Genomic DNA, 24,639 nt, shown 5'->3' with positions numbered 1-24,639 from the left:
TCGGACCGGGTGCCATGGTGAGCGACAAGTAGATTGCACCGAGGTGGATATCGCTTAAAGTCAGCCTCTTGAAGAGCGACGCAATCGAGGGACGCGGTATGGATCTCTACGACAGCCGCACAGCCATCAGCACTTTCCTGTTCAAAAGATGCCCTCCGGAGCCCGTGGATCTGGCATTCGTCTTCTGTAGCCCGACGATCAGCAGCATCCACCCGGCCATCGCGCTGCACAAGGCGGGGCTGGCGCCGAAGTTGCTGATCTCCGGCGCGGGAACGGCCGTCGATGGATCGGCGGAATGGTCCTTTTACCGCGATCACGCGCTCGCCTCTGGCGTGGCGGAAAGCGCACTGATGCTGGAGAAATCCGCCCGCAATACCGCCGAGAACGCGGCTTTCGGGGCGGCGCTGATCGAAGCCGAGCTGGGCTGGGAACGGGTCCGCAGTCTTGCCGTCTGCGCCAAACCCTTTCACATGCGCCGCGCGATCATGACCCTGCGCCGGCATATCCCGGCCGATATACGGCTGGTGGCCCAGCCCCCGGACGATCCGGGCGATCTCTCCGCGGAAACCTGGTGGCAGACCGCAAGGGGCCGGCAGCGCATTTTCGCCGAGCTGGGAAAGATCAGTGAATATGCCCTCAAGGGAGATCTGGGCGATGCCTGACCCCGCGCGGCTGCACCTGATCGGGGTCGGGGGAAGCGGTATGCTGCCTCTGGCGCTTCTGCTCAGACAGGCAGGATACTCCGTCACCGGCAGCGATGCGCTCTGCGCCCCTGCACGTCTTGCCATTCTGGAAGCACAGGGGGTCGCGGTCCTTTCGGGCGCGGATCCGGCCCTTGCGCGGGCCGCGCAATGTGTCGTGGCAAGCCCGGCCATCCCCGAAACCCATGTGGAACGGCGGGCAGCACGGCGCGAGGGGATCCCCGTCAAGACCCGCGCCCGGATGCTGGCCGAGCTGATCTGCGGGCGACGCACTATCTGCGTGGCCGGAAGCCATGGCAAGTCGACGGTGACGGCGATGGTCGTCCAGATCCTGCGCGCCGCGGGAACGGAGGATTTCGGCTATATGTTGGGGGCATCCTTTGCAGATCCCGACATTGCCCCCGCACGACTGGGGGCGCCCGACGCGCCTTTCGTGACCGAAGCTTGCGAGGCCCATGGCGCTTTGGCGCAGTGGCAACCGACATATGCCATCCTGACCAATCTCGATGACGATCACGCCGATCACTATGACGGGCTGACCGGGTTGCGGCGCGCCTTCGCGGACTTCCTGTCGCGGCTGCCGCCCGAGGGGCGGGCGGTGGTCTGCGGCGACGACCCGGCGGTCGTCGATGCTCTGGGCCAGGCACGCTGTGCGGCCCTGACATATGGCTTTGGCGACGGGAATGCGTTGCGGGCGGTTCAGGATGGGGCGGGAGACGCCACAGTCTTCCTGCATGGAAACGCCCTGGGCACGCTCGCTCTGGCCGTTCCGGGACGCCATAACCTGCTCAATGCGATGGGCGCTCTTGGGATAGCGATGACCCTTGGCATCGACTTCCGGACCGCAGCCGGCGCACTGGGCGAATTCCGCGGGATCGCGCGGCGGTTGCAGCGCGTTTCCCCGGCGGGCGAGCTGCGCGTCTTCGATGACTTCGCCCATCACCCGACCGAGATCGCGGCCGCGCTGGCCGTCCTGCGCGAGACGACGCAGGGACGGCTGATCGCGATCCTCGAACCGCAGTTGCACAGCCGCGTCACGCGCATGGCCGTGCGCTTCGCTCAGGCCCTGAAGGCGGCCGACCGCAGCTTCATCCTGCCGGTGGCGGCGCTTGGCGAGAGCGTGCAGGCGGGCGACGGAGATGCCGCGCTGGCCGATGCCTGCCGAACCGAGGGGCTTTCGCACCAGCACGTCGCGGACCTGTCAGAGCTGCTGTTGCGCGTGCAGGACGATCTGCGGGATGACGACACCCTTGTCGTCATGGCCGGAGCCAGCGGTGCAGCCCTCGCCCGGCGTCTTGCCGAGGCGCTGTCGCACCCGCCCGCGCGCCCGTCCGCACCGGAAACCATGCCCAGTATCGCGATCGGAGACAGACGGCCAATACCGCCCGACCTGCTGGACCTTGTCGCCGCGCACGCCAGGCGGCAGCCGACGGCGCCCGCCGTTGAAATGGGACACCGCCGTCTCAGCTATGCCGATCTTGTCCTCAGAACCGATGATCTCGCTTCAGCCCTTGCCGCAGCCGGTGTCGGCGCCGGCGACAGCGTGGGTGTCTGCCTTGGCCGGACGGTGGACCGCGTGAGCGCGTTTCTCGCCATTCTCCGGCTTGGCGCGGTCTTCGTGCCGCTCGACCCGGCTCTGCCGGAGGAACGGCTGCGCTACATGCTGGAAACCGCGGGCGTGCGGACAGTTGTCGTGAATGCCGCAAGCCCTGCCTTGCCCGACATCGGCCTCGGTTTCGTCAATTGCGGCCAGTTGCCCGATCCTGACGGCCGCCCTGCCCCCGATTGGGACGCGCGGGAAAGCGCGGCGGATGCGCTGGCCTATATGATCTTCACCTCCGGCACGACCGGACGGCCCAAGGCGGTCGAAATCCCGCGCGGCGCGATTGCCAACTACGCGGTCGCGGCATCGCGGCACTTCCAGATCTCGCCCGATGCGCGCGTCTCGCAGATCAGCGGCTTCGGCTTCGATGTCTCGGTGGGGGATCTGGCCATGACGCTGGCTGCCGGGGCCTGCCTTGTCTATCCCACGGATTTGCAGGCGGTCCCCGGCCCGCCGGTCGGCCGCTTCATCGCGCAGGCCCGGCTGACGCATCTGTCACTCACACCCTCGGCGCTGGCGATCATTCCGCCGGCAGAGCATCCGCACCTGACCCATGTGATCGTGGCGGGCGAGGCCTGCCCTCCCGCGCTGGTCGAACGCTGGGGCAAGGGCCGCAGCTTCATCAACGCCTATGGGCCGACGGAATCCACGGTCGAGGCCCTGTTCGCCCGGTGCGCGCCCGGCACGCCGGTCACCATCGGGACGCCCTTCGACAACATGGGCGCCTGCCTGATGGACGAGACCCTTCGGCTTGTCGCACCGGGACAGGAGGGAGAGCTTTGCCTGTTCGGGCCCGGGCTGGCCCGGGGGTATCGCCACCAGCCCGAGCTGACCGCGCAACGGTTCCCGGTGGTCGATCTCCCCGGCCTGGGCCCCACCCGCATCTATCGGACAGGAGACCGGGCAAAAGCCGGAGCAGACGGCGCATTCATCTGTCTGGGACGCATGGACAGCCAGATGAAGGCCAACGGCTACCGCATCGAGCCCGGCGAGGTCGAGGCGGCCCTTTGCAGCCTGCCCGGCGTCAATGACGCGGCCGTCTCGCTCGTCTCTTCGGCTCATGCCGCCGATCGGCTGATCGCCCATGTGGTCATGATGCCCGGCGTGCCCGCGCCCGATCCGGTCGATCTGCGCGACCGGCTGCGCCAGCGGCTGCCGTCCTACATGGTGCCCTCGGTGTTTCTGCCCATTCCCGGGATTCCGCGCACGGCCAATGGCAAGCGCGATCGCAGCGCCCTGCCGGTGCCGCCCCATCTGACGCAACTGCCGAAGCCGCGCACCATCGGAACCGCGACCGAGGCGAGGCTCATGGCGCTGATCGACAAGGAAGCCGGGGCCGATGTCGTCGCCGGCACACGCGACAGCCTGCGCGATGCGGGGGTCGACTCTCTGGCGATGGCGAACCTGCTGTTCGCGATCGAGGACGATTTCGGCATCACCCTCGATACCGGGATCGAGGCGGGCTTCGATACCGTCGAGGTTCTGGCCCTGATGGTGGATGCCCGGCTCAGGGCCCCGAACGTCCCGGCGGCGTCCGACATCGGGGGGGCGCTGAGCGCAAGGATCCTGCCCCATCTCGCGACATGGCCCGGCCAGCGGCGTGGCAAGGCCGGACTGTTGCGGAGCCTGAACACCGAACGGCCGCTTGCGAAGCTGTTCTGGTGTTTCCAGGGCGGCGAGGAGTTTGCGCAGCTGAGCGCAAGTCTGGACGATGCGGTGTCGCTGTTCGGAATGCGCTCGGGGCATCTGGCCGTCGAATACACGGCCGAAAATCTCACGACGTTCAGCCGGCTCTATGCCGACGAGATAACGTCCGTCGCCCCGGCCGGCCCCCTGTTCCTTGGCGGAAATTGCCAGGGGGGGCTGGTGATGCGCGAAACCGGGCTGGAACTGATGCGCCGGGGCCGCACCGCCGCCCTGACCATCCTCATGGAACAGGGCCGCTTCTTCCATTATCCGGGCACCACCCTGCTTCTCTTCGGCGCGGGCAGCTATCTCAATCCCTACGGGCACATCGCGGCGCCGGAACAGCTGTTCCGCACCGCCTATCCTGCCGGCCATGATGTCGAGATCATCCCCGGAGCGCATGGGCATTACTTCAGGCCCGGGAATGTCGAGGCCCTTGCCGCGACGATCCTGCGCCACATCGAGCGCCATCATGACGAAGGAGAGGCGTCGTGAAGCCATCTCACCTTACACAAGCGCACGTTTGCGTTCATCCGGTCTGATCATGGCTGCCCGCCGCATCGCCGCTGCCCTGAAGCACCTGCACAAGACGACGAACCGCGCGATCGGCGACCCTCGCACCAGCTGGCGACGGTTCTGGCGCGCCGTTCGCGCGGTTCTGGGCTTCGGACGCGGTATGCTCGACTACCCCGCCGCATGGTTCGGCCTGTTCCGACCGCGCGATGCGCTTGCCGCTGCGGTTTCCGAACTGCTCGTCGTGGGGTTCTACGGTGCGAACGCCCGGTCCCCGTCGGCGCGGCTCCTGGCCCGGCAGGTCCGGCGCGGTCAGGTTGGAGGGGTGTTCTTTGTCAATCAGAATATTGGCACGATCGACGCGTTAGCCGATCTGATGCGCCTGTTCCGCGCCGGTGGCAATCAGCCGCTGATCGCCATTGATCATGAAGGCGGCGTGGTTCAGCGACTGACCGCGGCACACGGCGTCAGGCGGCTGCCCGCCGCCCGGACGGTCGCGCAAACGCTGTCGCCCGCGCAGGCCCGCCAGCTTTACGCCGAAGCGGGGCGCGAGCTCGCGGCACTCGGTTTCAACATCAATCTCGGTCCCGTGCTGGATGTCGACGATCCGGAAAATCCAGTGATCGGCAGGCCGAAGCGCTCCTATGGCACCGATCCCGAACGCATTGCCGCATATGGCGAAGCCTTTGCCAGCGGCTTTGCCAGCGCCGGCATTCTGTGCGCCGCCAAGCATTTTCCCGGCCATGGCCGCTCTACGCGTGACAGCCATAACGGGATCGTCGATATTTCGGCGCATTGGACCGAGGCAGAGCTGGAGCCTTTCTCGCGGCTGTTCGCCTCGCCCCACGTCCCCGCCATGGTGATGACAGGCCATCTATGTCTTGACCGCCTGGCTCCTGACGGACGGCCGGCAACTGTGTCGGCCCCTGTCGTGACGGATCTTCTGCGGCAGAAGCTGGGATACCGGGGGGTTGTGATGACGGATGATGTCGATATGGACGCCATCCGGCATCTTATGAGCCGGAGGGAGGCCGTGGTTCAGGCGCTCGCTGCGGGAAATGACCTGATCATGATCAAGAACCTGTTCGGTTACGATCCCTTGCTGCCGGAACGCGCGGTTCGCTGGGTTCGCAAAGCCATCGCCCGCGGGGAACTGACCGAAGCGCAGATCACCGCGGCGGCCGCACGTGTGCGTGCGCTTCGCCGGCAGGCCTGGCAGGACAGAACCTGATCCGCGGTCCGACATGGGATCCCTCCCATGCCAGTTTATCGCATCGTGCCCGAGCGGCAGTATTGTGCCCCCCGATAACTCGCCCATCCGATGCGAGGGCCCGTCCCCATGATAGGACCGGACATGAAGAGATCGAAGCTCAGCCAACGTTCATTCGTCGGCGATGACAGATTCCGACGCCCCAAGGCGTCAACAAGCCGCTGTTTTCCATTTCGAATTCCCCCGAGACCGGAACTTTTCGGCCGCGCGAACCCGGGGACGGCCGCGGCGCAACGCAATGTCGCTCGCCCGGTCGGATATTGCCGTCAACTTTCTGTCTCAACCCAGGTTGCGTCCCCCCGCTCCGGGTTGTCTAGTGCGCGCAAGTCACCGGGAGTATCACCTTGAACCAGCAAGCCTTGTCCGCCTTCCTCTGGTCGGTCGCCGATCTTCTGCGCGGCGATTACAAGCAATCCGATTACGGCAAGGTCATCCTTCCCTTCACCGTGCTGCGCCGCATCGACTGCGTTCTCGCGCCGAGCAAGCAAGCCGTTCTGAATGAGAAGGCATTGCGGACCGCGCAGGGTCTGCCGCCCGACGCCTTCCTGCGCCGCGCCGCCGGGCACGGCTTCTACAACGCCTCGACCCTCGATCTGAAGCAACTCCTCGGCGATCAGGACAACGTGGCCGCCAACCTGCGCGCCTATATCCTCGGCTTCTCGACCGAGGTGCAGGACATCTTCGAGCATTTCGAGTTCGACGCCCAGATCGACCGCCTCGCCAGGGCCGGCCTGCTCTATCAGGTGGCCGAGAAATTCGCCCAGGTCGACCTCCACCCCGATCAGGTCAGCAACTACCAGATGGGCCTGGTCTTCGAAGAGCTGATCCGCCGCTTCTCCGAACTCTCGAACGAGACGGCGGGCGAACACTTCACCCCGCGCGAGGTCATCCGCCTGATGGTCAACCTGATCTTCGCCGAGGATGGCGACGCGCTCAGCAAGCCGGGCGTCGTGCGCACGATCTACGACCCGACAGCGGGCACCGGCGGTATGCTCTCGGTCGCCGAGGAATATCTCAGCCGGATGAACCCCTCGGCCGCCGTCTCGCTGTTCGGACAGGAGCTGAACCCCGAATCCTACGCCATCTGCAAGGCCGACATGCTGATCAAGGGTCAGGACGTCGGCAATGTCGTGTTCGGCAACACCCTCTCCGACGACGGCCACGCCGATCAGAAATTCGATTACATGCTGTCGAACCCGCCCTTCGGCGTCGAATGGAAGAAGGTCGAGAAATCCGTCCGCGCCGAGCATGAGCAGAAGGGCTTCGCCGGCCGCTTCGGCCCCGGGCTGCCGCGGGTGTCGGATGGCTCGCTCCTGTTCCTGCTGCACCTGCTGTCGAAGATGCGCCCGGCCGCGCAGGGCGGCTCGCGCTTCGGCATCGTGCTGAACGGCTCGCCCCTCTTCACCGGCGGCGCGGGCTCGGGCGAGAGCGAGATCCGCCGTCACCTGCTCGAATCCGATCTGGTCGAGGCCATCGTCGCCCTGCCCACCGACATGTTCTACAACACCGGCATCGCCACCTATGTCTGGATCGTGTCGAACCGCAAACCCGCCGCACGCAAGGGCCATGTGCAGCTGATCGACGGCTCGTCCTTCTGGCGCAAGATGCGCAAGTCGCTCGGCTCGAAGCGCAAGGAGCTGGGCGAGGAGGACATCGCCACCCTCACCCGCCTGTTCGGCGAGGGGCGCGAGGCGCGGCTGGCCACGCTGATCGACGCGGCCGGTGCCACGCTCGGGACCCGCATCCTGATCGGCGACGCCCCCGAACCCGAGCCGCCCGCGGGCGGCAAGGTCCGCCTCGCGCCGCTCTCGCGCATTCTGCCCAACCGCGCCTTCGGCTATCGCGCGATCACCGTCGAGCGGCCGTTGCGCGACGCGGATGGCCAGATCGTGCTTGGCCAGCGCGGCAAGGCGAAGGGCCAGCCGCAGCCCGACCCGGCCCTGCGCGACACCGAGACCGTGCCCCTGGGCGAGGACATCGGCGCCTATTTCGCGCGCGAGGTGCTGCCCCATGCCCCCGACGCCTGGATCGACGAGACGAAGACCAAGGTGGGCTACGAGATCCCGTTCAACCGGCAGTTCTACGTCTTCGAGCCGCCCCGGCCGCTTTCCGAGATCGACGCCGAGCTTGCCCGCGTCACCGCGCGGATCGAGGCGATGCTGAAGGGGCTGAGCGCATGAGACCCTATCCGGCCTACAAGGCGAGCGGCGTGGACTGGCTTGGGGAGGTGCCCGAGGGGTGGGAGGTGGTGCGGATCGGTGATCTTTTTAGCGAAGAGAACCAGCCGGGAAGCGATGATCGTCCCATCCTGAGCGTTTCAATTCACTCCGGCGTTTCGGATGAGGAAGTCAGCCCCGACGAAATGGACCGCAAGATTACCCGCAGCGAAGATCGCTCGAAATACAAATCCGTAGAACCCGGTGACCTGGTCTACAATATGATGCGGGCATGGCAGGGAGGCTTCGGAGCAGTAACCGTTGCCGGCATGGTAAGCCCCGCCTACGTTGTGGCCCGTCCGAGAAACAGATCATTCCTGACGTCTTACATCGAGGCAATGTTACGAACGCCTAACGCAGTCGAAGAAATGCGCCGTTACTCCAAGGGAGTGACGGACTTCCGGCTTAGGCTCTATTGGGACGAATTCAAGGGCATCCGTATCCCCCTCCCCCCACTGCCCGAGCAGCGGGCGATTGCGGCGTTTCTGGATCGGGAGGTCGGCAAGATCGACGCGCTGGTCGAGGAGAGCCGCCAGCTCATCGCGCTTCTGGCCGAGAAGCGTCAGGCCACCATCAGCCACGCCGTCACCCGCGGCCTGAACCCCGCCGCCCGCCTGCGCCCCTCCGGCATCGACTGGCTGGGCGATATTCCCGAGGGTTGGGACGTGGTGCGGCTCAAACGGATCATCAACGGCATTGAATCCGGGACCAGCGTGAACGCCTCCGATACACCTGCCGGTGAAGGTGAACTCGGAGTTCTCAAGACCAGCTGTGTCTATTCAGGCACCTTCGATCCAATGGAAAACAAGACTGTCATCCCCGAAGATATCGGCCGCGTCTCATGCCCATTGAAAGAGGGGACCATGATCGTCAGCCGTATGAACACCCCCGATCTCGTCGGCGCGGCGGGTTTTGTGGAGGAAGCCCCTCATGACATTTTTCTTCCAGATCGTCTCTGGCAAGTGAGTTTTGTCGATGCTGAACCTGCATTCGTTCACTTTTGGACGCAAACGCCCTTTTACAGAAATCAAGTCAAGTCGGCTTGCGCCGGAACCAGTGCCAGCATGCAGAACCTTTCTCAGGATGATTTTCGCGGCTTCCAACTGGCATTGCCTCCCGCACCAGAACAGGTCGCGATCATCCAATCCTTGAAGGTAGCTCTCCCCAACCTCGACGCCCTCACCGCCGAGGCGAATTCCGCCATCTCTCTCCTGCTCGAACGACGTGCCGCGTTGATCTCGGCCGCGGTCACCGGCAAGATCGACGTCAGGGGCGCGGCCCCGGCCCAAGCGCAGGAGCGGACCTGAATGGCGACACATCGCGAAATCGGTTTCGAGGACGATATCTGCGCCGATCTTCACGCCTCGGGCTGGCTTTACACCCCGCCGGATCGGGGCGGAGATGCACAGCGCTATGACCGCGCCCTCGCGCTGTTTCCCGAGGACCTCGCCGCCTGGGCCGAGGCGACCCAGCCCGAGCCCTGGGCCGATGCGCTGGCCCGCCACGGTCTGCCCGCGGTTCTGGCCCGCATCCGCAAGAGCCTCGATGCGCGCGGCACGCTGGAGGTTCTGCGCCACGGCGTCGAGATCGTCGGGCTGCGCGCGCCGCTGATGCTCGCGCAGTTCCGCCCGGCGAGCGGCATGAACCCCGAGATCACCGCGCGCTATGACGCCAACCGGCTGCGCGTCGTGCGCCAGCTGCGCTATTCTCTCGCCAATCAGAACGCCATCGACCTTGTGCTGTTCCTCAACGGCATTCCCGTCGCCACGGCCGAGCTGAAGACCGATTTCACCCAGAGCGTCGAGGATGCGGTGGACCAGTATCGCTTCGACCGCAGGCCGCGCGAAAAGGGCCATGCGCCCGAACCGCTGCTGAGCTTCCCGGGCGGCGCGCTGGTGCATTTCGCGGTCTCCGACAGCCTGGTGCGGATGACGACGCGCCTTGCCGGGCCGGCGACGCGTTTCCTGCCCTTCGACAAGGGCGATCACGGCGCGGCGGGCAATCCGGTCAACCCCGAGGGCCACCGCACCGCCTATCTGTGGCGCGAGATCTGGGCGCGCGACAGCTGGCTCGAGATCCTCGGCCGCTACATGGTGGGGGTGAAGGACAGCAAGAAGCAGCTTTCGGGGATGATCTTCCCGCGGTTCCATCAGCTTGACGCGACGCGCAGGATCCGGGCGCAGGTGCTGGCCGAGGGGGCTGGCGGGCGCTACCTGATCCAGCATTCGGCGGGATCGGGCAAGACCAACTCCATCGCCTGGACGGCGCATCAGCTGGCCGATCTGCATGACGGGGCGGACCGCAAGGTGTTCTCGACCGTGATCGTGGTGTCCGACCGCACGGTGATCGACAGCCAGTTGCAGGAAGCGGTCTTCGCCTTCGAGCGCACCACCGGCGTGGTGGAGACGATCACCCGCGAGCACGGCGCCAAGCGCAAGCAGCTGACCGAGGCGCTGAACGGCGAGAAGAAGATCGTGGTGTGCACGATCCAGACCTTCCCGGCGCTGATGGCGGCGGCGCAGGATCTGGCCTCGACCGCGGGCAAGAGCTTTGCGGTGATCGCCGACGAGGCGCATTCGAGCCAGACCGGCGGCGCGGCATCGGCGTTGAAGCAGGTGCTCTCGGCCGAGGAACAGGCCGATCTGGCGGATGGCGGCGAGGTCTCCAGCGAAGACGTCATGAACGCGACCATGTCGGCCAGGGCCGCGCCCCGGGGCATCACCTTCGTCGCCTTCACCGCGACGCCCAAGGGCAAGACGCTGGAACTGTTCGGCCGGCGCCCCGATCCGTCCGCGCCCGCCGGCCCCGACAATCTGCCCGCGCCGTTCCACGTCTATTCCATGCGTCAGGCGATCGAGGAGGGTTTCATCCTCGACGTGCTGCAAAATTACACGCCCTATGCACTGGCCTTCAAGCTGGCCGAGAACGGGCGCGAGCTCGACGACAAGGAGGTCGAGCGCAGCACGGCGGTGAAAGCGCTGATGCAATGGGTGCAGCTTCACCCCTACAACATCGCCCAGAAAGTGGCGATCGTGGTGGAGCATTTCCGCTCGACGGTGATGCCGCTGCTCGATGGGCGGGCCAAGGCGATGGTCGTGGTGGCGAGCCGCAAGGAGGCGGTGCGCTGGCAATTCGCGATGCGCAGATACATCGCCGAGAAGGGCTATGGCATCGGCACGCTGGTGGCCTTTTCGGGCGAGGTGAGCGATCCCGACAGCGGGCCGGAGCCGTTCTCGGAAACCGGCAAGGATCTGAACCCCGGACTGCGCGGCGACATCCGCGAGACCTTCAAGGGCCCGGCGTTTCACATCCTGATCGTCGCGAACAAGTTCCAGACCGGCTTCGATCAGCCGCTGCTGTGCGGCATGTATGTCGACCGGAGGCTTGCCGGCATCCAGGCGGTGCAGACGCTGTCGCGGCTCAATCGCGCCTATGAGAAGGACGGGGTCAAGAAGGACACGACCTATATCCTCGATTTCACGAACAGCGCCGAGGATATCCTCGCGGCCTTTCGCACCTATTACGAGACGGCGGAACTCGAGGCTGTGACCGACCCGGATCAGGTGCTCGACCTGCGGGCGCAGCTCGACGGGCTGGGCTATTATGACGATGTCGAGGTCGACCGTGTGGTGCGCGTCGCGCTTTCGCCGAAGGAGACGCATGGCGCGCTTCGCGCCGCGATCGAGCCGGTAGCGGACCGGCTTCTGAAGCAGTTCACTGCCGCGAGACACGCCGAGGCCGAGGCGAAGGCGCGCCACGACGACACAGCCGCCACCGCAGCGAAACAGGTGCAGGATGCGCTGATCGTGTTTCGTTCGAACATGGGCGCGTTCGTGCGGCTTTATTCCTTCCTGTCGCAGATCTTCGACTATGGCGCGACGGCGATCGAGGCGCGCAGCATCTTCTTCCGCATTCTTATCCCGCTTCTGGATTTCGGCCGCGAGCATGAGGGCGTCGATCTGAGCAAGATCGAGCTGACCCATCACAAGCTGTCGAACAAGGGCCAGACCGCGCTTTCGCTCGCCGGGCCGGCAGACAAGCTGAAACCGATGACCGACACCGGCTCGGCGAGCGTGCAGGACAAGGAGAAGGCGCTCCTGTCCGAGATCATCGCGCGGCTCAACGATCTGTTCACCGGCGATATGACGGACAACGATCAGCTTGCCTATGCGATGGCGATCAGGGGCAAGCTTCTCGAGAACAAGACGCTGGCGCAGCAGGCGACGAGCAATCTCAAGGAGCAATTCGCCAATTCCCCTGCCCTGAGCACGGCGCTGATGGACGCGATCATTGCCGTGCTCGATGCACATGGCGCGATGAGCCGGCAAGCGCTTGATTCCGCAGCGGTTCAGGCCGGGCTGAAAGAGGTTCTGATGGGGCCGGGCCGCCTCTATGAAGCGCTGCGGGACCAGGCCGCGTGAAATGTGGCCCCTTCCGGCCTGCGGGCGTCACGGGATCGAAGGGCATATCTGCGCCAGACTGCAAGTTCTTCGTCCCTCGGGCGAGACGTCGAGCCGAGCCCACATCAGTTAAGGGGTTAAGCCCGAACCGCGCCGGCTTTGCCATCGATGGGAAGAGAAACGGGGTGCCGCTGCGCTCTGTGCAGCAGAGGTAAGGGACCGCTTCCGTTTGACGGACGACGACGAAATCCGCCCGCGATATTCGGGGGATTGTTGGCTCTCGTGTGCCAAAGGCGAAAGCGACAAGCGCCTTGGGGCGTTCTCCCCTGCGACATGGGCAGTTTGGCGGGAACGACCATATCTTCTCGGGCAGGGGCAAGGCAGGGCACATCGTTGATCCCCGCGGGGCGCGCTGGAGCTGGTGGACAGGGTGACCCCAGATAGCCCAGCCTGCCGACCAACGCGTCATGAGCATCGAAAGATAACTCCATGCCCCAACGCGACATCGCCCCCCGAGCACACGATACCGCGCGCCACCCGAAAGAGGCGCATGTTTCCCCCGGCGGCTCCCGCCCTGCACCAGCATTGCGAGGCACTGAAGCGCGGCGGCCTCCTGGCCGGATCGGCGCCTGACGGCGACCGCATCACCAAGAAAGGACACCATATCTGAAGAGCGACACCCTTCAGGATTGAGCGAGATCAGCCCCGTTGGAGGCATGACGAAAGGGGTGTCCAAGGCTACTTTCGTCTACAGCTTCGGCGTCCCGCGAGGGCACACTCAGGGCACACAAAATCGGTCAACTGCTTCCCCGATACCGCCAGCGGCATTCCGCTTTGAAAGCAATGCCTTGCCGAGACCTTGAAAGACACCGCCTTGAGCGGCCAGCGACATGTTCAACGCCGCCTCGAAGCGGCACGCACATCATGTCACAAGCCTCAGGCCATTGTCTTCCAACGATATTCCGCTGCTTCAAGGTCCGCGACAAGAACCACGAAGCCACGGCATCGACACGAGCACAGTCAAGTGCTTTCGGCGAAACCTGAAAAGGCACACTGCAAGCGCAGTTACACTATTTTCTTTCGGTGTTTTTCTCATTGATCCAGAAACCTATCTGGATCCAAAATTCCAAATCAACTCAAGAGGTTGATTTGGTTCCGGCGGTAGGGATCGAACCTACGACCAATTGATTAACAGTTCTTGGATCGAGCACACAGACCTCACATGAAATCAATGCCTTACGCCAGGCTTCACGAAGCCACTTTGGCCAAAAGTGGTCAAATATAGCCATTTCCGCGGGCACACTGCAGGCACACAAGTGCTCATCAGTGTGCATGTCTATCCAAACGGTCTGCATGAGGCCGAATCAACGTCGAAACGCAGCTGAGCTGCCTTGCCCGGTATGGTGCATGATGCCCCCCAGATAGCCAAACCCGCCGAAGCCTGTCGAGCGCCTCGTCATGAGCACCGAACAATAGCTCAGGCATCCTGTTCTCCCCCTGCATCCACCGCCGAAGCCGAACATGCGACGTCACGCAATCGAGGTGGGCTTCCCGGAAATTCAGCTCCTGAGAGCGAAGTTTCTCGAGCACGAATGAACCCGATCAGGTCGCGGATCGTGCCCTCGCTCTCTTTGGCGGAGAGGCCGCACTCCCAGACGATCGCGACTTTCCATCCAAGATGAAGCAAGGCCTCCTCGCTTTTCCGATCTCGGGCGACGTTGGCGTCGAACTTCGATTGCCAAAACTCGGGGCGGGTCGCCGGCATGGCCGCATGGAAGCATCCGTCATGCCGATGCCAGAAGCAGCCATGAACGAAAACGGCGGTCTTCCATCTGGCGAGCACGATATCCGGAGAGCCCGGCAGCGATCGTACATCGACCCGAAAACGAAATCCCGCCGCGTGAAGAGCCTTGCGAACGGCGATCTCGGGCTTGGTGTCCCTGCGTCGCACCGAAGCCATCATGCGTGATCGCGTCTCGGCCGAAACTGTATCCACCATGCCCCACCCTTTTGCCCCTGGCACATCCCGAGGCCTTCAGTCTAGAAGGGCTCAGGAAAAGGTGAAGCGAATGAGTGGCAATTTCGGCATCATCGACCTCTTCGCGGGGCCGGGCGGCTTGGGAGAGGGGTTCTCGGCCGCGGGGCGAGAGACCGACACGCGCATGAAGATCCGCCTCTCGATCGAGAAGGAGGAAGTAGAGGTACGAACCCTGCGTCTGCGCGCCTTCCTGCGAGGCTTCGAGGCAGGCTTTCCCGATGAATACTACGCGGCCCTGAACGCCGGAAAACCCTTGCCGGATTGGTCGGAACTTCACCCATCGCGTTGGGCGGACGCTTGCGACGAAGCGCGTCGCATGGAACTCGGACAGCCCGGGGTCTTCGACGAGATCGCCGGGATCCTCGACCGTACCAGGGAAGGTCATGGCGGCAAGACGATCCTCATCGGGGGCCCCCCTTGCCAAGCCTACAGCCTGGCGGGACGGTCGCGGAACAAGGGCGTCGCCGACTATGTCCCCGAACATGACCGGCGCCACTATCTCTATCGGGAATATGTCTCCATCCTCGACCGCCTCCGACCGGCCGTGTTCGTCATGGAAAACGTGAAGGGGCTGCTGTCCAGCAAGGTGGATGGAGGAGAGATCTTCGACCGCGTCCTCGACGACCTGCGCAAGGCCGGAGACGGCTACAAGCTCATGCCGCTTTCCGCTCCGCGGCATTCGGACGATTACGCGGCACGTGACTTCATCGTGCATGCCGAGGAGCATGGGGTGCCGCAAGCCAGACATCGGGTGTTCATTGTGGGCATTCGCGCCGATCTGCCCCTGCCCGAGGGGACGGCGGCCCTCATGCCCACGATCGCCGAGGAAGCGCGCTCGACCGTCGGCGCCGTCCTGAGCGATCTCCCTGCCCTGCGCAGCGGCTTGAGCCGTCAGCGAGACGACGCCACGGCATGGCGCGAGGTCGTGTTCGAACATGCGGAGCACCTCGTCGCGAGCCAGGAGGTGGATGGCAAGGTGCGCAAGTATCTCGTGCAGCTCGAACGAGACGGGCTCGCCCGGGCGACGGACCGCCGCCGCTCGGCATTCCGCGCGAACGGCCGCGCCATGTCCGCGGATCTCGCCGAATGGCTGATCGACCCGCGGTTGCAACGCATGGGCGACCACGAGACCCGTTCACATATCGCGGCCGACCTCGGTCGCTATCTGTTCGTCGCCGCCTTCGGTCACGAACATGGAAGATCGCCGAAACTTTCGGAATTCCCGAGCTTTCTGCTGCCCGATCACCGCAATCGCGACACCGGCGCCTTCGCCGACAGGTTCCGGGTGCAGATCGCGGAACGTCCTTCCACCACGGTGACCAGTCACATATCGAAGGACGGTCATTATTTCATCCATCCGGATCCATCGCAGGTGAGGTCCTTGACCGTGCGAGAAGCGGCACGTCTGCAGACATTCCCCGACAACTACGTCTTCTGCGGAAACAGGACGCAACAATACCATCAGGTCGGCAATGCGGTCCCGCCGTTTCTGGCATTACGCATCGCCCGCGTGATCCGCGAGATCGTCGGGCGGTTCTGACCGCGCGGCCTCACTCGGGATCGTCTCGGACGATCGCGTGAAGGCCCTCTCGACTTCCATGGCAAGATCCTCGGGCGGCAGGTACGAGAGGTCGACGATCTGGTTGCGCAACCTCAGAAGTTTCATGGCGCGGCGCATGACATCTTCCATTCGACCACGACCGATGCGTCCAGCGCAATCGAGCCACCCCGTCGCGATGGCCCGTGACATCACCGCATCCGACGCGATCGATGCGCGCTCGAAGATCTGGACCATGGCGTCCTCGCTCAGCCCCTCGAGAAGCCGCCAGCGCCCCTTTCCCGCCGGGACACCGAGATCGAGAGTACGCCCTCTCATCCAGAGTCTCTGAAAGGTATTGCGGACGCCGCCCGCGAAGCGTGGCCTCTGTCGCGCCGAATAGCGCCAGATCACGACCTCCTGGAGCATGACGCAGGACAGGAAGGACCAGATATCGTCGCGCAGGAATTCAGGAGAACCCATGGCGGAATTCTCGGCGAACCATTTGGCCACCTCGACATCGAAGGCGACCTTGCATGCATCGCTCGCCTTGCTCGGACAGCCGTGCCGTGCGGCGATATCGAGAACGCGAGCATGAATTTCGCGCACGAGTTCGTCGGAAAGGGACCCTCCGCTCGGAGCGCACCAGATCCAAGGTTCGTATTCCGTGAGCCTGCGGCCGACATCCATCCGCTCGGCTTCTCGTTCCTCGATCCGGTCCAGATCCTCCATGCAGCGGGTGACGCCGATGTCATTCAGCCGTGGCACCAGCTTGACGTTGCTCATTCCATGTCCCCCAGATCCGCGGCGGCGTGCAGGCAAGCATGGAAATTGCCGGGCTGAGAGCGCCGGAGCCCCCGGACCTCCTCCAATGAACGCCCCTGGAAAGCGAGCTCCATCCACCCCGAGATCTGCGCCCCGACCGAGCCGTCCTCGCAGTCGCCCAGCTGATCGCCGAGGTCCTCCGCATCGAGAACCGCTCCGACCATCTGCACCATGACATCGCCGAGAATGGCCTCGAGAGTCAGCCTGTCACCATCCACGACCCGCTCCGCCAATCCCTGATGATCGGAATTGACGTAGAGGCGCACCGCACCGACGAAATCCGCGGCCAGCCCGCCCGGGCGCCAAGACAGGTACCAGGGAGCCGCGACATGCGGATGACCGGGGAAGACCTTGACGAAGGAGACGACCTCGATCGGGAACCGGTTTTCTCCACCATCCTCGAGTTCGACGGAGAATTCGCGCGACCACAGACGGGAACCGACCCGCGAAGGCGACAGCGGACTGTCCTGCGTCAGGGACGGCGCAGCCAGGACGACATCCAACCTCAGATACACGCGTCCCGACAGCTTGCCTCCCGGCACGAGGGCCTCGAGGTCCAATGGCTGCGCCGCATGCAGATCCAGCGGGATGGTGCTGACGCGCTCCATCACCCTCGGAAACCGTCCACGCCCGGTCCCGATCTTCAGGACGACCGCGAGTTTCAGCTCCTCCTCCGGAATGGCGAGCATCTTCGCCGCATCGGAGATGTCGATCCGGATGGAAGTCCGGACTTCGACGTCGGCGGCATAATCCCAGTTGTCGAGAACCGGCCCCATCGGAGCGGGCGGTTCCCCGACCCGACCGATCATCCAGTGCGCAAGCGTGACCGCCTCGTCCGGCAGAGTGAGGAAAGGAAGGGCGAAGTTGGTCGTCATGCCCCGTCTCCCTCGCCGAATCCGAACGCGATCCCGACAGCGGCTTCATCCGGCACGGTGACACGACAGGAGACGCCCCCCTGCGCATCCTCGATGCGAAGACCTTCGGCGCCGGCGGTCCTTCCCGCAAGAGACAGATCCAGCAGCGCCACGGCCATTTCATCGGGAAGATCAGCCGACGAGGTGGAGCCGCCATCGAGCACCAGATGAGGACTCGCGCGCAGTACAAGACCAGGCCTGCTGCCATCGTTGGTCAGATCCGCTTCGAAGTGCGCGATGCGCCGGCCCCCGACATGCTCCAGCCCCACGAACCGCGCCGCGGAGATCGAGATCGCCTTCCTGTTCCCCGCCCCGCCGGCGGATACATTGCGTCCCGGGCCGCGCCCCGAGATACCGGACAGAAGTTTTCCGAGCCGGGTGGCCGTTCGCGCGACGGAGGGGCCGCGTTCTTCGGCATCGCCCAGGGCAGCCCGTGGCCGGACATAGGTCGCGGCAACCTCCTTCAGCTCGCGCAAGGCGACGTTGACGAAGGTCTTCGTCCTGCCCTTCGGCAACATGTCCGGGCTCCAGTCATCGTGAGCCGGCGGTTCCGCCGAGGCGAATGCCTTCTCGATTTCGGCGTCGTCCGAGCAGATGAAGACACCGGCCCACTCGAAACGCTTGTCCGGAAAAGCTTCGCCCGGAAGGTAGCGCACGACCAGTTCGACCGGCCGCATCAAGGCGATGGAATGCGCCTGCCCGAGAATGGGGTTCCCGTTCTTCAGGGCGAGGACGTGACGCGGAGCGCGAAGCCCCCTGACGATGGAGAGACGGCCGAGATCGGCGGCAGGCCGTGCGCTGCGAACGGTGCGAACCTCCCCGACGCCCGAGCCATGCACGTTGCGCAACGCCCGGGCATAGAGATCGAGCGGCGGGTACGCTTCGGGGGGCGGAATCTCGATCCGCCGTCCCTCGACCTCCAGACGGACCACGACCCGCCTCGCCGCGGGAGTGAACGCGCACATTCTCGGCCAGAAGTTCAGCAGAACGGTTTCGACCAGTTCCGCGCGCAGAAGATCCTCCTCCGGATCCAGATGAGGAGCGATGATCGCGATCGTCGTTCCGGTCCGGCCACCGGCCCGCTCCGGAAGCCCCAGAGCTTCGGCCAACTCGATCGCGTCATCCCCTTCCACGGGGTCCACGCCACCTTCGCCGTCGTCGCGTCCCCACCAGTGCCGCCCGGTGAAACGACGGCGTTTTCCGTCCAGATCAGCCTCGAACGCATCACCGAGGTGGCATCCCATGACCCGACGGACCGGCTTGCCATCGCAAGTGGTCCAGGTATCGGCGAGGATGCTCGAGACTTGGCTGAGCGCATAAAGCGACGTCTTGCCGTAGCCGTAGGTGCCTCCTCCCTGATGCGTATCTCGTGCCGCGCCGACGTTTCTCAGGAAGTTGACGAAATCGAGTGGGTCATCTCCCGCAGCGACATCGGCACGGGTCGGCCCGGCGAGACCGCTGGTGTTGAAGTCCGCGATCTCCAGCACCGACACCCGATCCCCGGCCAGAAGTCGTCGCAGGTTCGTTCCGCCATCCGCCTCGGACGCCGGATCCGCCTCGTCGGGCGGCAAGACGTTGAAGACCCGCTCTCGCAAGGTCTGAAGCGTTCCGCCGTCGAGCGTCCTGAACCTCAGCAGTATCTCTACGGCGTTGCCCTCGGGGGCGGCGTCGATCGAATTCTGCAAGGCCTCGCGCACCACGGTTTGCAGAAGCCCGAGCGCGGGCCGTCCCAGCAGGCGCCGAAAGCCCTCGCCGGCGATATTTCCGGTGCGAGCGAATCTCTCGCTGTGCAGATCGAGTGGGGTCATGAGGTGAAATCCGAGAACAATGCGTCTTCCCGCCCACGGTCGAGCAGGAACGCACGCGCCAGTGAAAGATCGATTTCGTAGGACAGCGACGCGATCCCGGTGGGCAGTCTTCCGTCCGGAAAGATCTCCGGGGTGATCGAGGGAAAGCCCGGAGAAACGTCGTAGACGTCCAAACCCTCCAGCGCGAAGCGCGTGGCGTTCCATTCCTCGGCTTCGGGATCACGACATCCCAGTTCGGCGAGCCGTTGATCCAGCACCACCTCGTCGACGCCATGTTCGACGAGGGCGCGATGCAAACTCTCGACGGACAGCGCGCCATCGGCCACCGGCTCCAGGCGAACATGTACCAGATTCAAGCTCCCCCCCGACGGCGGCAAGAGCTGCTCGGATCCGTGTATCGTCACGCGCGAGGCATCTGAGCGCGACGATGTCTTGACCTCGATCGCGATGCTGCGCCGACGAAAATCGTGCCGCTGTCCGACGGGGCCCGTCCAGCTGTCGATGATATCCGCCCTCAGACCGGCGAGGCGTTCGAGGATGACAAGTTCCCCGATCAGACCGGCGACCGCCTCCGGCGCGATCTCGCCCTCCGGCCCCTTCGCGAGAAGATTGCGAAAATCCCGGATGGTCCCTTGCAAGGCGGCTTCCGGAGCTTCCCCGCTTTCAAGGCGCGTCATGATCTCGCCGACCAATTCGGTGAAGACCGGGCTCAATCGAGAGTTGCGCAGGGTGATGTCGATGAAATGTTCGAGCCCATCCGCCATTCGGAACGACGAGCGCATGATCAACAGATTGCGCCCCCCGCTGACGTTCGAGCGGGCACCCGGGCGCCCCACCGGGATCAGCAGCCGCGGCTCGCCGCGCGGACCGATGGCCATGCGAACATTGCCGTAGCCGGTCGTCACGGCCGTCGCCCGGCTCGGAACCTCGAGAACCCCGTCTCCCCGACCGGAGGCTCTGATCTCGGCCCACTCTCGCTCGAGCGATGCCCCCTCAGTCTTGACCACCCTCGACCTCCTCGATCTGGTCCTCGCCCTCCTCGGTTTCCTCGAGTGCCGGAGGCTCGATGTCTACGGAGAAGTACCCACCGGAATGATCCTTCGCGCCCGGAAAGACGATCCCGAACCCGACGAGATCCGCGATGGCGTCGAGCGCGACGCGCGACGACGGCTTGTCGGCGTGGGATTTGCGCACCATCGGCGCTGATTGCGCGTCGATCAGATAGAGCAGAAGCAACGGAATCTCGGGACGACAATCCTTGTAGCTGGTCCAGTCGCCTTCGCCCTCCGGTTCTCGCTCCGCGTCGATCAGGATATCGGCTTTGGACATCAAGGCCTTGATGTCGGCGTAGCGGGGAGAGGCCTCCCGAAGTCTCGACCGCCGCATCGTATCGACATGCCCGAGGCCCCCGAGCGGCTTCGCGGACTTCATGCCCGATGCCGTCTGGATGATGGCGACATCCCACTCTCCCAAGGCATTTCCCTCCTCGTCGAGATAGCCGATGAGGTGCGATTTCTTGAGATCCATGTGTTCCTCGGAGATCTCGGTATCCGCGAGAAACCGACGAACGGTGGCGAAGGGAACCTTCCGGAAGAGAAGTCCCTGCTTCTTCGTCTCGGGAGTGATCGTCGCCAGCATCGTATCGACGAGCCGCGAGGCCGCGTGCCAGTTGCCCCCGACGACCTCGCCGTCGCGATGGTCGAAACGGATGGTCTGGACGTGTTTCCCCGAGAAACTCATGCTCGTGCGGAAGGCGTGCTTCATCTTGGTCGCGGCGGTGATCGCCATGCCGGGAATGGCGCGCACCTTGACCGCGAAGTCGCGCGGCGTGAGCTTGTTCTCGCGATAGACTGCGATGTCCTCGCGAATTTCCTCCTCGATCGTCGCGAGGGAACGGAACTTCGAAGCGAGATCCTCCGTCGTCCACAGGCGCGGAAGATCCTCGTAGCCACGGCGATAGCCGAACCAACGCCCCATCTGGAGCAATGTGTCATACTGCTTCGAGGTTCGCAGGAAGAACGAGACGCAAAGCCCCTCCAGCGTGAGCCCCCGAGCCAGGACCGTTCCACCAACCACGATGCAGGTGACGGGATCGCCGGTGTAATCGAGCCTCAGCTCGTCTTCCGTCTCTCCGTTCTCAACCGGATAGCTCAACGCGGCGAGAACCGCCGGAACGTGAGCCATGATGGTCTCGAAATCCTCGGGGATCCGTCCATGTCCCGCAGGTGCGGTACGTTCGCGCTCGCGTTCGAACACGTCCCTGAACCGCTTCGTCACCTCGCCGGTACCCGCGATCAAGTCGGACCTTCGCTGCTCGACCCAGTTTCGAATGAGCGAGGACATGTATTCATGCTGACGAACATAGGGGGAGGAGTGGACCAGCATCGACATGTGCTCGCGGTCCTGGCCCCGGGAACGTCGGATCGAGCAACTGGCGATGAACCAGAGGATCGCCTCCTCGAGGCTCTCGGTCATCGCCGGTCGAAAATCTTCCTTGGCTCTCGGAGAGGTCGGCCTGAGGAGGTCCGGCTCATCCTTTCCGAGGATCCGGATCATGTCGAGATCGTCACCATCGCGTTCGGCACTGTCGCCCCCGAAAACCTCACGAGCGCCGAAATAGCCGATCGGACGCTCCAGCGCGGTGATGAAATCGCGCGGATAGAGATCGTCCAGATTCTGGTCGAGACCATCGGGATAAGGGTTTATGAAGACATTGGCGAAAGGTGTCGCGGTGTATCCGACGTAACTGATGGCAGGCAAGGCAGCCAGAACCTTGCGGATCTCGGCGTTGATGCGCGTCATGTCGTACTCGCCACGAGCGGAGTTAACAGACGCCTGGTCGCATTCGTCATCGATCAGAAGAACCCTGAGCCCCCGAAGGACCACGGCCGGCGTGCGAGAGATCGTCCGCCGCAATTGCTTGAGCCGGCTCCCCTCCTTCTTCATCACGATCAGCTGGGCGTGCCCCTCCGCGGGCAGCACGAACCCCCCGTTCGCTGGCTGCACGAAATCTCCATCCGGCGCACTCGTCGTGTAGAGTTGCCACAGATCGCGATGGCGCAGCACATCCTTCTCGAAGCGATCCTGCGTCTGCTTGCGCAGCTTGTTCGTGACCCCGCCGAGAACGATGATCATGTTGTAACCGGCGTCGACCGACTTCGCCATGACCGCCGTCATGTTGGCGGTCTTGCCAGATTGCACGTATCCCACGACCAGCCCTCGGCAGGCGAACTTGTCCTTCGCGGGATTTCCCAGAAGCGAGACGACTTCCGTCGATGCCCGGTCCAGTGAATCGATCGTCTCGGGGTTCCATCCCTTGGTCTTGAGATACTCGTGCAGCGCCCCCCAATGATGACTGTTCTCACCCGGGCCCCTGTACCAATCCTCGGGCATGTCGACGATCGAATGTCTGCGAAGAACCTCCACGTCCTGGATCTCGGCACGCACGAGCTCTATCGCCGCCTCCTGATCCGCGATCATTTCCGGACCGAAGGTGCCGAACATCCCTTCCATCTCACGCCGACAGGCGGCAGCCGTAGCCTCGAGCGTTTCGTAATTCGCGCGCCGCTGGCGGAGCTGGGTGGCGAAAATCTCTATCTGGGAAGACGTCATGGCAAACTCATCGATCAAAAATCTCTTGATCTGTAGCGCTTTGAAGGCTCGTGCGTAAAGAGTTGGATGACCATGCCACAAGGAGACGCATAGGAAACCATGATCGACGGAGCGTGCCGCGAGCAATGCAAGAAATGCGGATCCCCACAAATGGATGATCGCACCGATTTCAGCTAGCTTCAGGAAACGCCCGCCTATCGGTCCAGGAGTGCATCCGCCCCTCCCACAAACCGCTTAGAACCCCAAAGGATGCAGAGAAGACCGGCCTCATGGTCAAGCAAGGCGGTCCGCAGCTCCAGACAGAGCGGAGGGGGGGCGTAATGCGCATTACGAACCGTCCCTTGAGGGAGGGAAGCGGCACGAGGTGTGCGGCCCGGCCGGCGGTCAGGGGCGGAGAGCCGTCATTCGCTGCGTCCTGGACGAACTGCAGCGGTGCGCAGATAGCGCCCTTTGCAAAGTCGAGCTCGTCGCCCCCCCCTATGGTCTAAGCGGCCCAGACTGGCCGTCTTGTACGGACCAGACGCCTTCGGTGCATCCCGCCACAATGGGTCATGAGACTAGCGTATCGGTTTTCCTACCTTCAATCTTCGCAATTAATTTTGAAAAGCGCCTATAGTATTTGAACATTTTTGGATCGGCTTGGCCAAACTCTCCAAGAAGCCCGGAGCTCACATCTTTCTTGCCGTCAAAATATTCTACGATAGCAGAGTTTAAAATTATAATTGACTTCTTACCATCGTGGGCTAAGAAATTCGCCGCGGCGATAAATCTTCTTGCTTCTTCAATACGCCCGAGCGTAGCATATGCCGCCGCCAAGTTGGACAGCTCATAAATCCCCGCACCTCGGCGTTCCATCGACTTCTCAAGCAATATGGCCGCTCGCTCAGCCTCACCCGAATGCAAGAGAACAAAGGCTGTATTGTTGATGTTCAGAAAATGTCCAGCGAGGCCTTTGCGCCTTACGAGGTAAAGCACGAGCACGAACGCGAGAATCTGAGCAATCAGCGCCGCTATCCCAGGAAGCAGTCGAACCCAACGGCTCGACAGAACTGGGGCGTCCAATTTCTGCACAGTAGCAATGCGTTGAGCCGATTGGATCGATATGTCCTTGATTTGAATATCGTGTCCCGTAAGCAAGACTTGAATTGCTGCGCTCTCGCCGGAGAGCAGGCTGGAAAAGCTTAAATTATATACGCCTTGGGGTCTATTGTCACTAATCTGGATCGGTGTTGCGACCTGCTTGTCCAAAGCTGCTTGGAATTCAAGAATTGATCCGGAAAATTCGATTGAAATTGAAATGTCTTCCAGCCGATCAGGTAGGGAATTATTAAGCACGACTAGTAAGGTGTTGAATGTCTGATCGTCAAATGTCAGGGAGTTAACTCCACCAACGCTATATGTAAAATCGGCGTCACCCTTTGAGGGATAGCTAGTATAGTAATACACGATTAACCCAGCAATCACACTGACAACTATAGGTGCTATTAGTATCTGAATAATCTTTAGAATGGCTGGC

Annotated in this window: 14 protein-coding genes; 7 read left to right on the top strand and 7 right to left on the bottom strand. The window is 63.6% G+C overall.

The features are described from left to right. Positions 1-98: 98 nt before the first annotated feature. From CG50_RS05855 to CG50_RS05830, 6 genes are all read left to right on the top strand, one after another. On the top strand, positions 99-662 hold the full coding sequence (locus CG50_RS05855; protein WP_036636173.1) for a YdcF family protein: 564 nt from the start codon (positions 99-101) through the stop codon (positions 660-662). Beyond that, a complete protein-coding gene (locus CG50_RS16200) occupies positions 655-4,485 on the top strand; it encodes an amino acid adenylation domain-containing protein (RefSeq protein ID WP_051909582.1) in 3,831 nt (1,276 codons plus the stop codon). The genes CG50_RS05855 and CG50_RS16200 overlap by 8 nt, the downstream gene beginning before the upstream one ends. Next, complete coding sequence (locus CG50_RS05845) at positions 4,463-5,734, top strand: glycoside hydrolase family 3 protein (protein WP_161785386.1); 1,272 nt, start codon at positions 4,463-4,465, stop codon at positions 5,732-5,734. Before CG50_RS16200 ends, CG50_RS05845 begins: the two co-directional genes overlap by 23 nt. Before the next feature lie 383 nt (positions 5,735-6,117). Further along, a complete protein-coding gene (locus CG50_RS05840) occupies positions 6,118-7,953 on the top strand; it encodes a type I restriction-modification system subunit M (RefSeq protein ID WP_036636172.1) in 1,836 nt (611 codons plus the stop codon). Further along, complete coding sequence (locus CG50_RS16195) at positions 7,950-9,296, top strand: restriction endonuclease subunit S (protein WP_051909578.1); 1,347 nt, start codon at positions 7,950-7,952, stop codon at positions 9,294-9,296. The genes CG50_RS05840 and CG50_RS16195 overlap by 4 nt, the downstream gene beginning before the upstream one ends. Beyond that, positions 9,297-12,410 (top strand): type I restriction endonuclease subunit R, encoded by a 3,114-nt coding sequence (locus CG50_RS05830; RefSeq protein ID WP_036636171.1) that lies wholly within the window; start codon positions 9,297-9,299, stop codon positions 12,408-12,410. A gap of 1,456 nt (positions 12,411-13,866) precedes the next feature. Here the strand turns inward: CG50_RS05830 and CG50_RS16500 are convergent. Further along, a complete protein-coding gene (locus CG50_RS16500) occupies positions 13,867-14,388 on the bottom strand; it encodes a very short patch repair endonuclease (RefSeq protein WP_081880316.1) in 522 nt (173 codons plus the stop codon). A gap of 70 nt (positions 14,389-14,458) precedes the next feature. On the opposite strand from CG50_RS16500, the gene CG50_RS05825 reads away from it, so the two are divergent. Continuing rightward, positions 14,459-15,967 (top strand): DNA cytosine methyltransferase, encoded by a 1,509-nt coding sequence (locus CG50_RS05825; RefSeq protein WP_036636170.1) that lies wholly within the window; start codon positions 14,459-14,461, stop codon positions 15,965-15,967. Here CG50_RS05825 and CG50_RS17295 read toward each other — a convergent pair. The 6 genes from CG50_RS17295 to CG50_RS16810 all read right to left on the bottom strand — a co-directional run bounded on the left by CG50_RS17295 (position 15,923) and on the right by CG50_RS16810 (position 24,569). Then, entirely contained in the window at positions 15,923-16,750 is an 828-nt protein-coding gene (locus tag CG50_RS17295; protein ID WP_051909577.1) for a hypothetical protein, read from the bottom strand. The two genes, CG50_RS05825 and CG50_RS17295, sit on opposite strands and share 45 nt — an antisense overlap. Beyond that, on the bottom strand, positions 16,747-17,664 hold the full coding sequence (locus tag CG50_RS05815; RefSeq protein ID WP_036636169.1) for a hypothetical protein: 918 nt from the start codon (positions 17,662-17,664) through the stop codon (positions 16,747-16,749). The genes CG50_RS17295 and CG50_RS05815 overlap by 4 nt, the downstream gene beginning before the upstream one ends. Next, the gene (locus CG50_RS05810; RefSeq protein ID WP_036636168.1) at positions 17,661-19,511 is read right to left on the bottom strand and encodes a hypothetical protein; all 1,851 of its coding nucleotides are present in this window, start codon (positions 19,509-19,511) and stop codon (positions 17,661-17,663) included. Before CG50_RS05810 ends, CG50_RS05815 begins: the two co-directional genes overlap by 4 nt. Beyond that, positions 19,508-20,518, bottom strand: a complete 1,011-nt coding sequence (locus CG50_RS05805; protein WP_081880300.1) for a PD-(D/E)XK motif protein — start codon at positions 20,516-20,518, stop codon at positions 19,508-19,510. Before CG50_RS05805 ends, CG50_RS05810 begins: the two co-directional genes overlap by 4 nt. Then, on the bottom strand, positions 20,505-23,123 hold the full coding sequence (locus CG50_RS05800) for a Z1 domain-containing protein (RefSeq protein WP_036636326.1): 2,619 nt from the start codon (positions 23,121-23,123) through the stop codon (positions 20,505-20,507). The genes CG50_RS05805 and CG50_RS05800 overlap by 14 nt, the downstream gene beginning before the upstream one ends. Positions 23,124-23,672: 549 nt before the next feature. Next, positions 23,673-24,569 carry a tetratricopeptide repeat protein gene (locus CG50_RS16810; protein WP_152559441.1) on the bottom strand — a complete coding sequence of 299 codons (897 nt, stop codon included), beginning with the start codon at positions 24,567-24,569 and terminating at the stop codon, positions 23,673-23,675. Between the last annotated feature and the right edge of the window lie 70 nt (positions 24,570-24,639).

This window comes from Paenirhodobacter enshiensis, from assembly GCF_000740785.1.
GTDB classification, from domain to species: domain Bacteria; phylum Pseudomonadota; class Alphaproteobacteria; order Rhodobacterales; family Rhodobacteraceae; genus Rhodobacter; species Rhodobacter enshiensis.
Note: the sequence above shows the minus strand (reverse complement) of the source record. Positions and strands in the feature narration are given on the sequence as shown.

Coding starts and splice junctions, on each gene's coding strand:
- CG50_RS05855 (WP_036636173.1), top strand. CDS start 99: ATGGATCTCTACGACAGCCGCACAGCCATCAGCACTTTCCTGTTCAAA.
- CG50_RS16200 (WP_051909582.1), top strand. CDS start 655: ATGCCTGACCCCGCGCGGCTGCACCTGATCGGGGTCGGGGGAAGCGGT.
- CG50_RS05845 (WP_161785386.1), top strand. CDS start 4,463: ATGACGAAGGAGAGGCGTCGTGAAGCCATCTCACCTTACACAAGCGCA.
- CG50_RS16195 (WP_051909578.1), top strand. CDS start 7,950: ATGAGACCCTATCCGGCCTACAAGGCGAGCGGCGTGGACTGGCTTGGG.
- CG50_RS05830 (WP_036636171.1), top strand. CDS start 9,297: ATGGCGACACATCGCGAAATCGGTTTCGAGGACGATATCTGCGCCGAT.
- CG50_RS16500 (WP_081880316.1), bottom strand. CDS start 14,388: ATGGTGGATACAGTTTCGGCCGAGACGCGATCACGCATGATGGCTTCG.
- CG50_RS05825 (WP_036636170.1), top strand. CDS start 14,459: ATGAGTGGCAATTTCGGCATCATCGACCTCTTCGCGGGGCCGGGCGGC.
- CG50_RS17295 (WP_051909577.1), bottom strand. CDS start 16,750: ATGAGCAACGTCAAGCTGGTGCCACGGCTGAATGACATCGGCGTCACC.
- CG50_RS05815 (WP_036636169.1), bottom strand. CDS start 17,664: ATGACGACCAACTTCGCCCTTCCTTTCCTCACTCTGCCGGACGAGGCG.
- CG50_RS05810 (WP_036636168.1), bottom strand. CDS start 19,511: ATGACCCCACTCGATCTGCACAGCGAGAGATTCGCTCGCACCGGAAAT.
- CG50_RS05800 (WP_036636326.1), bottom strand. CDS start 23,123: ATGACGTCTTCCCAGATAGAGATTTTCGCCACCCAGCTCCGCCAGCGG.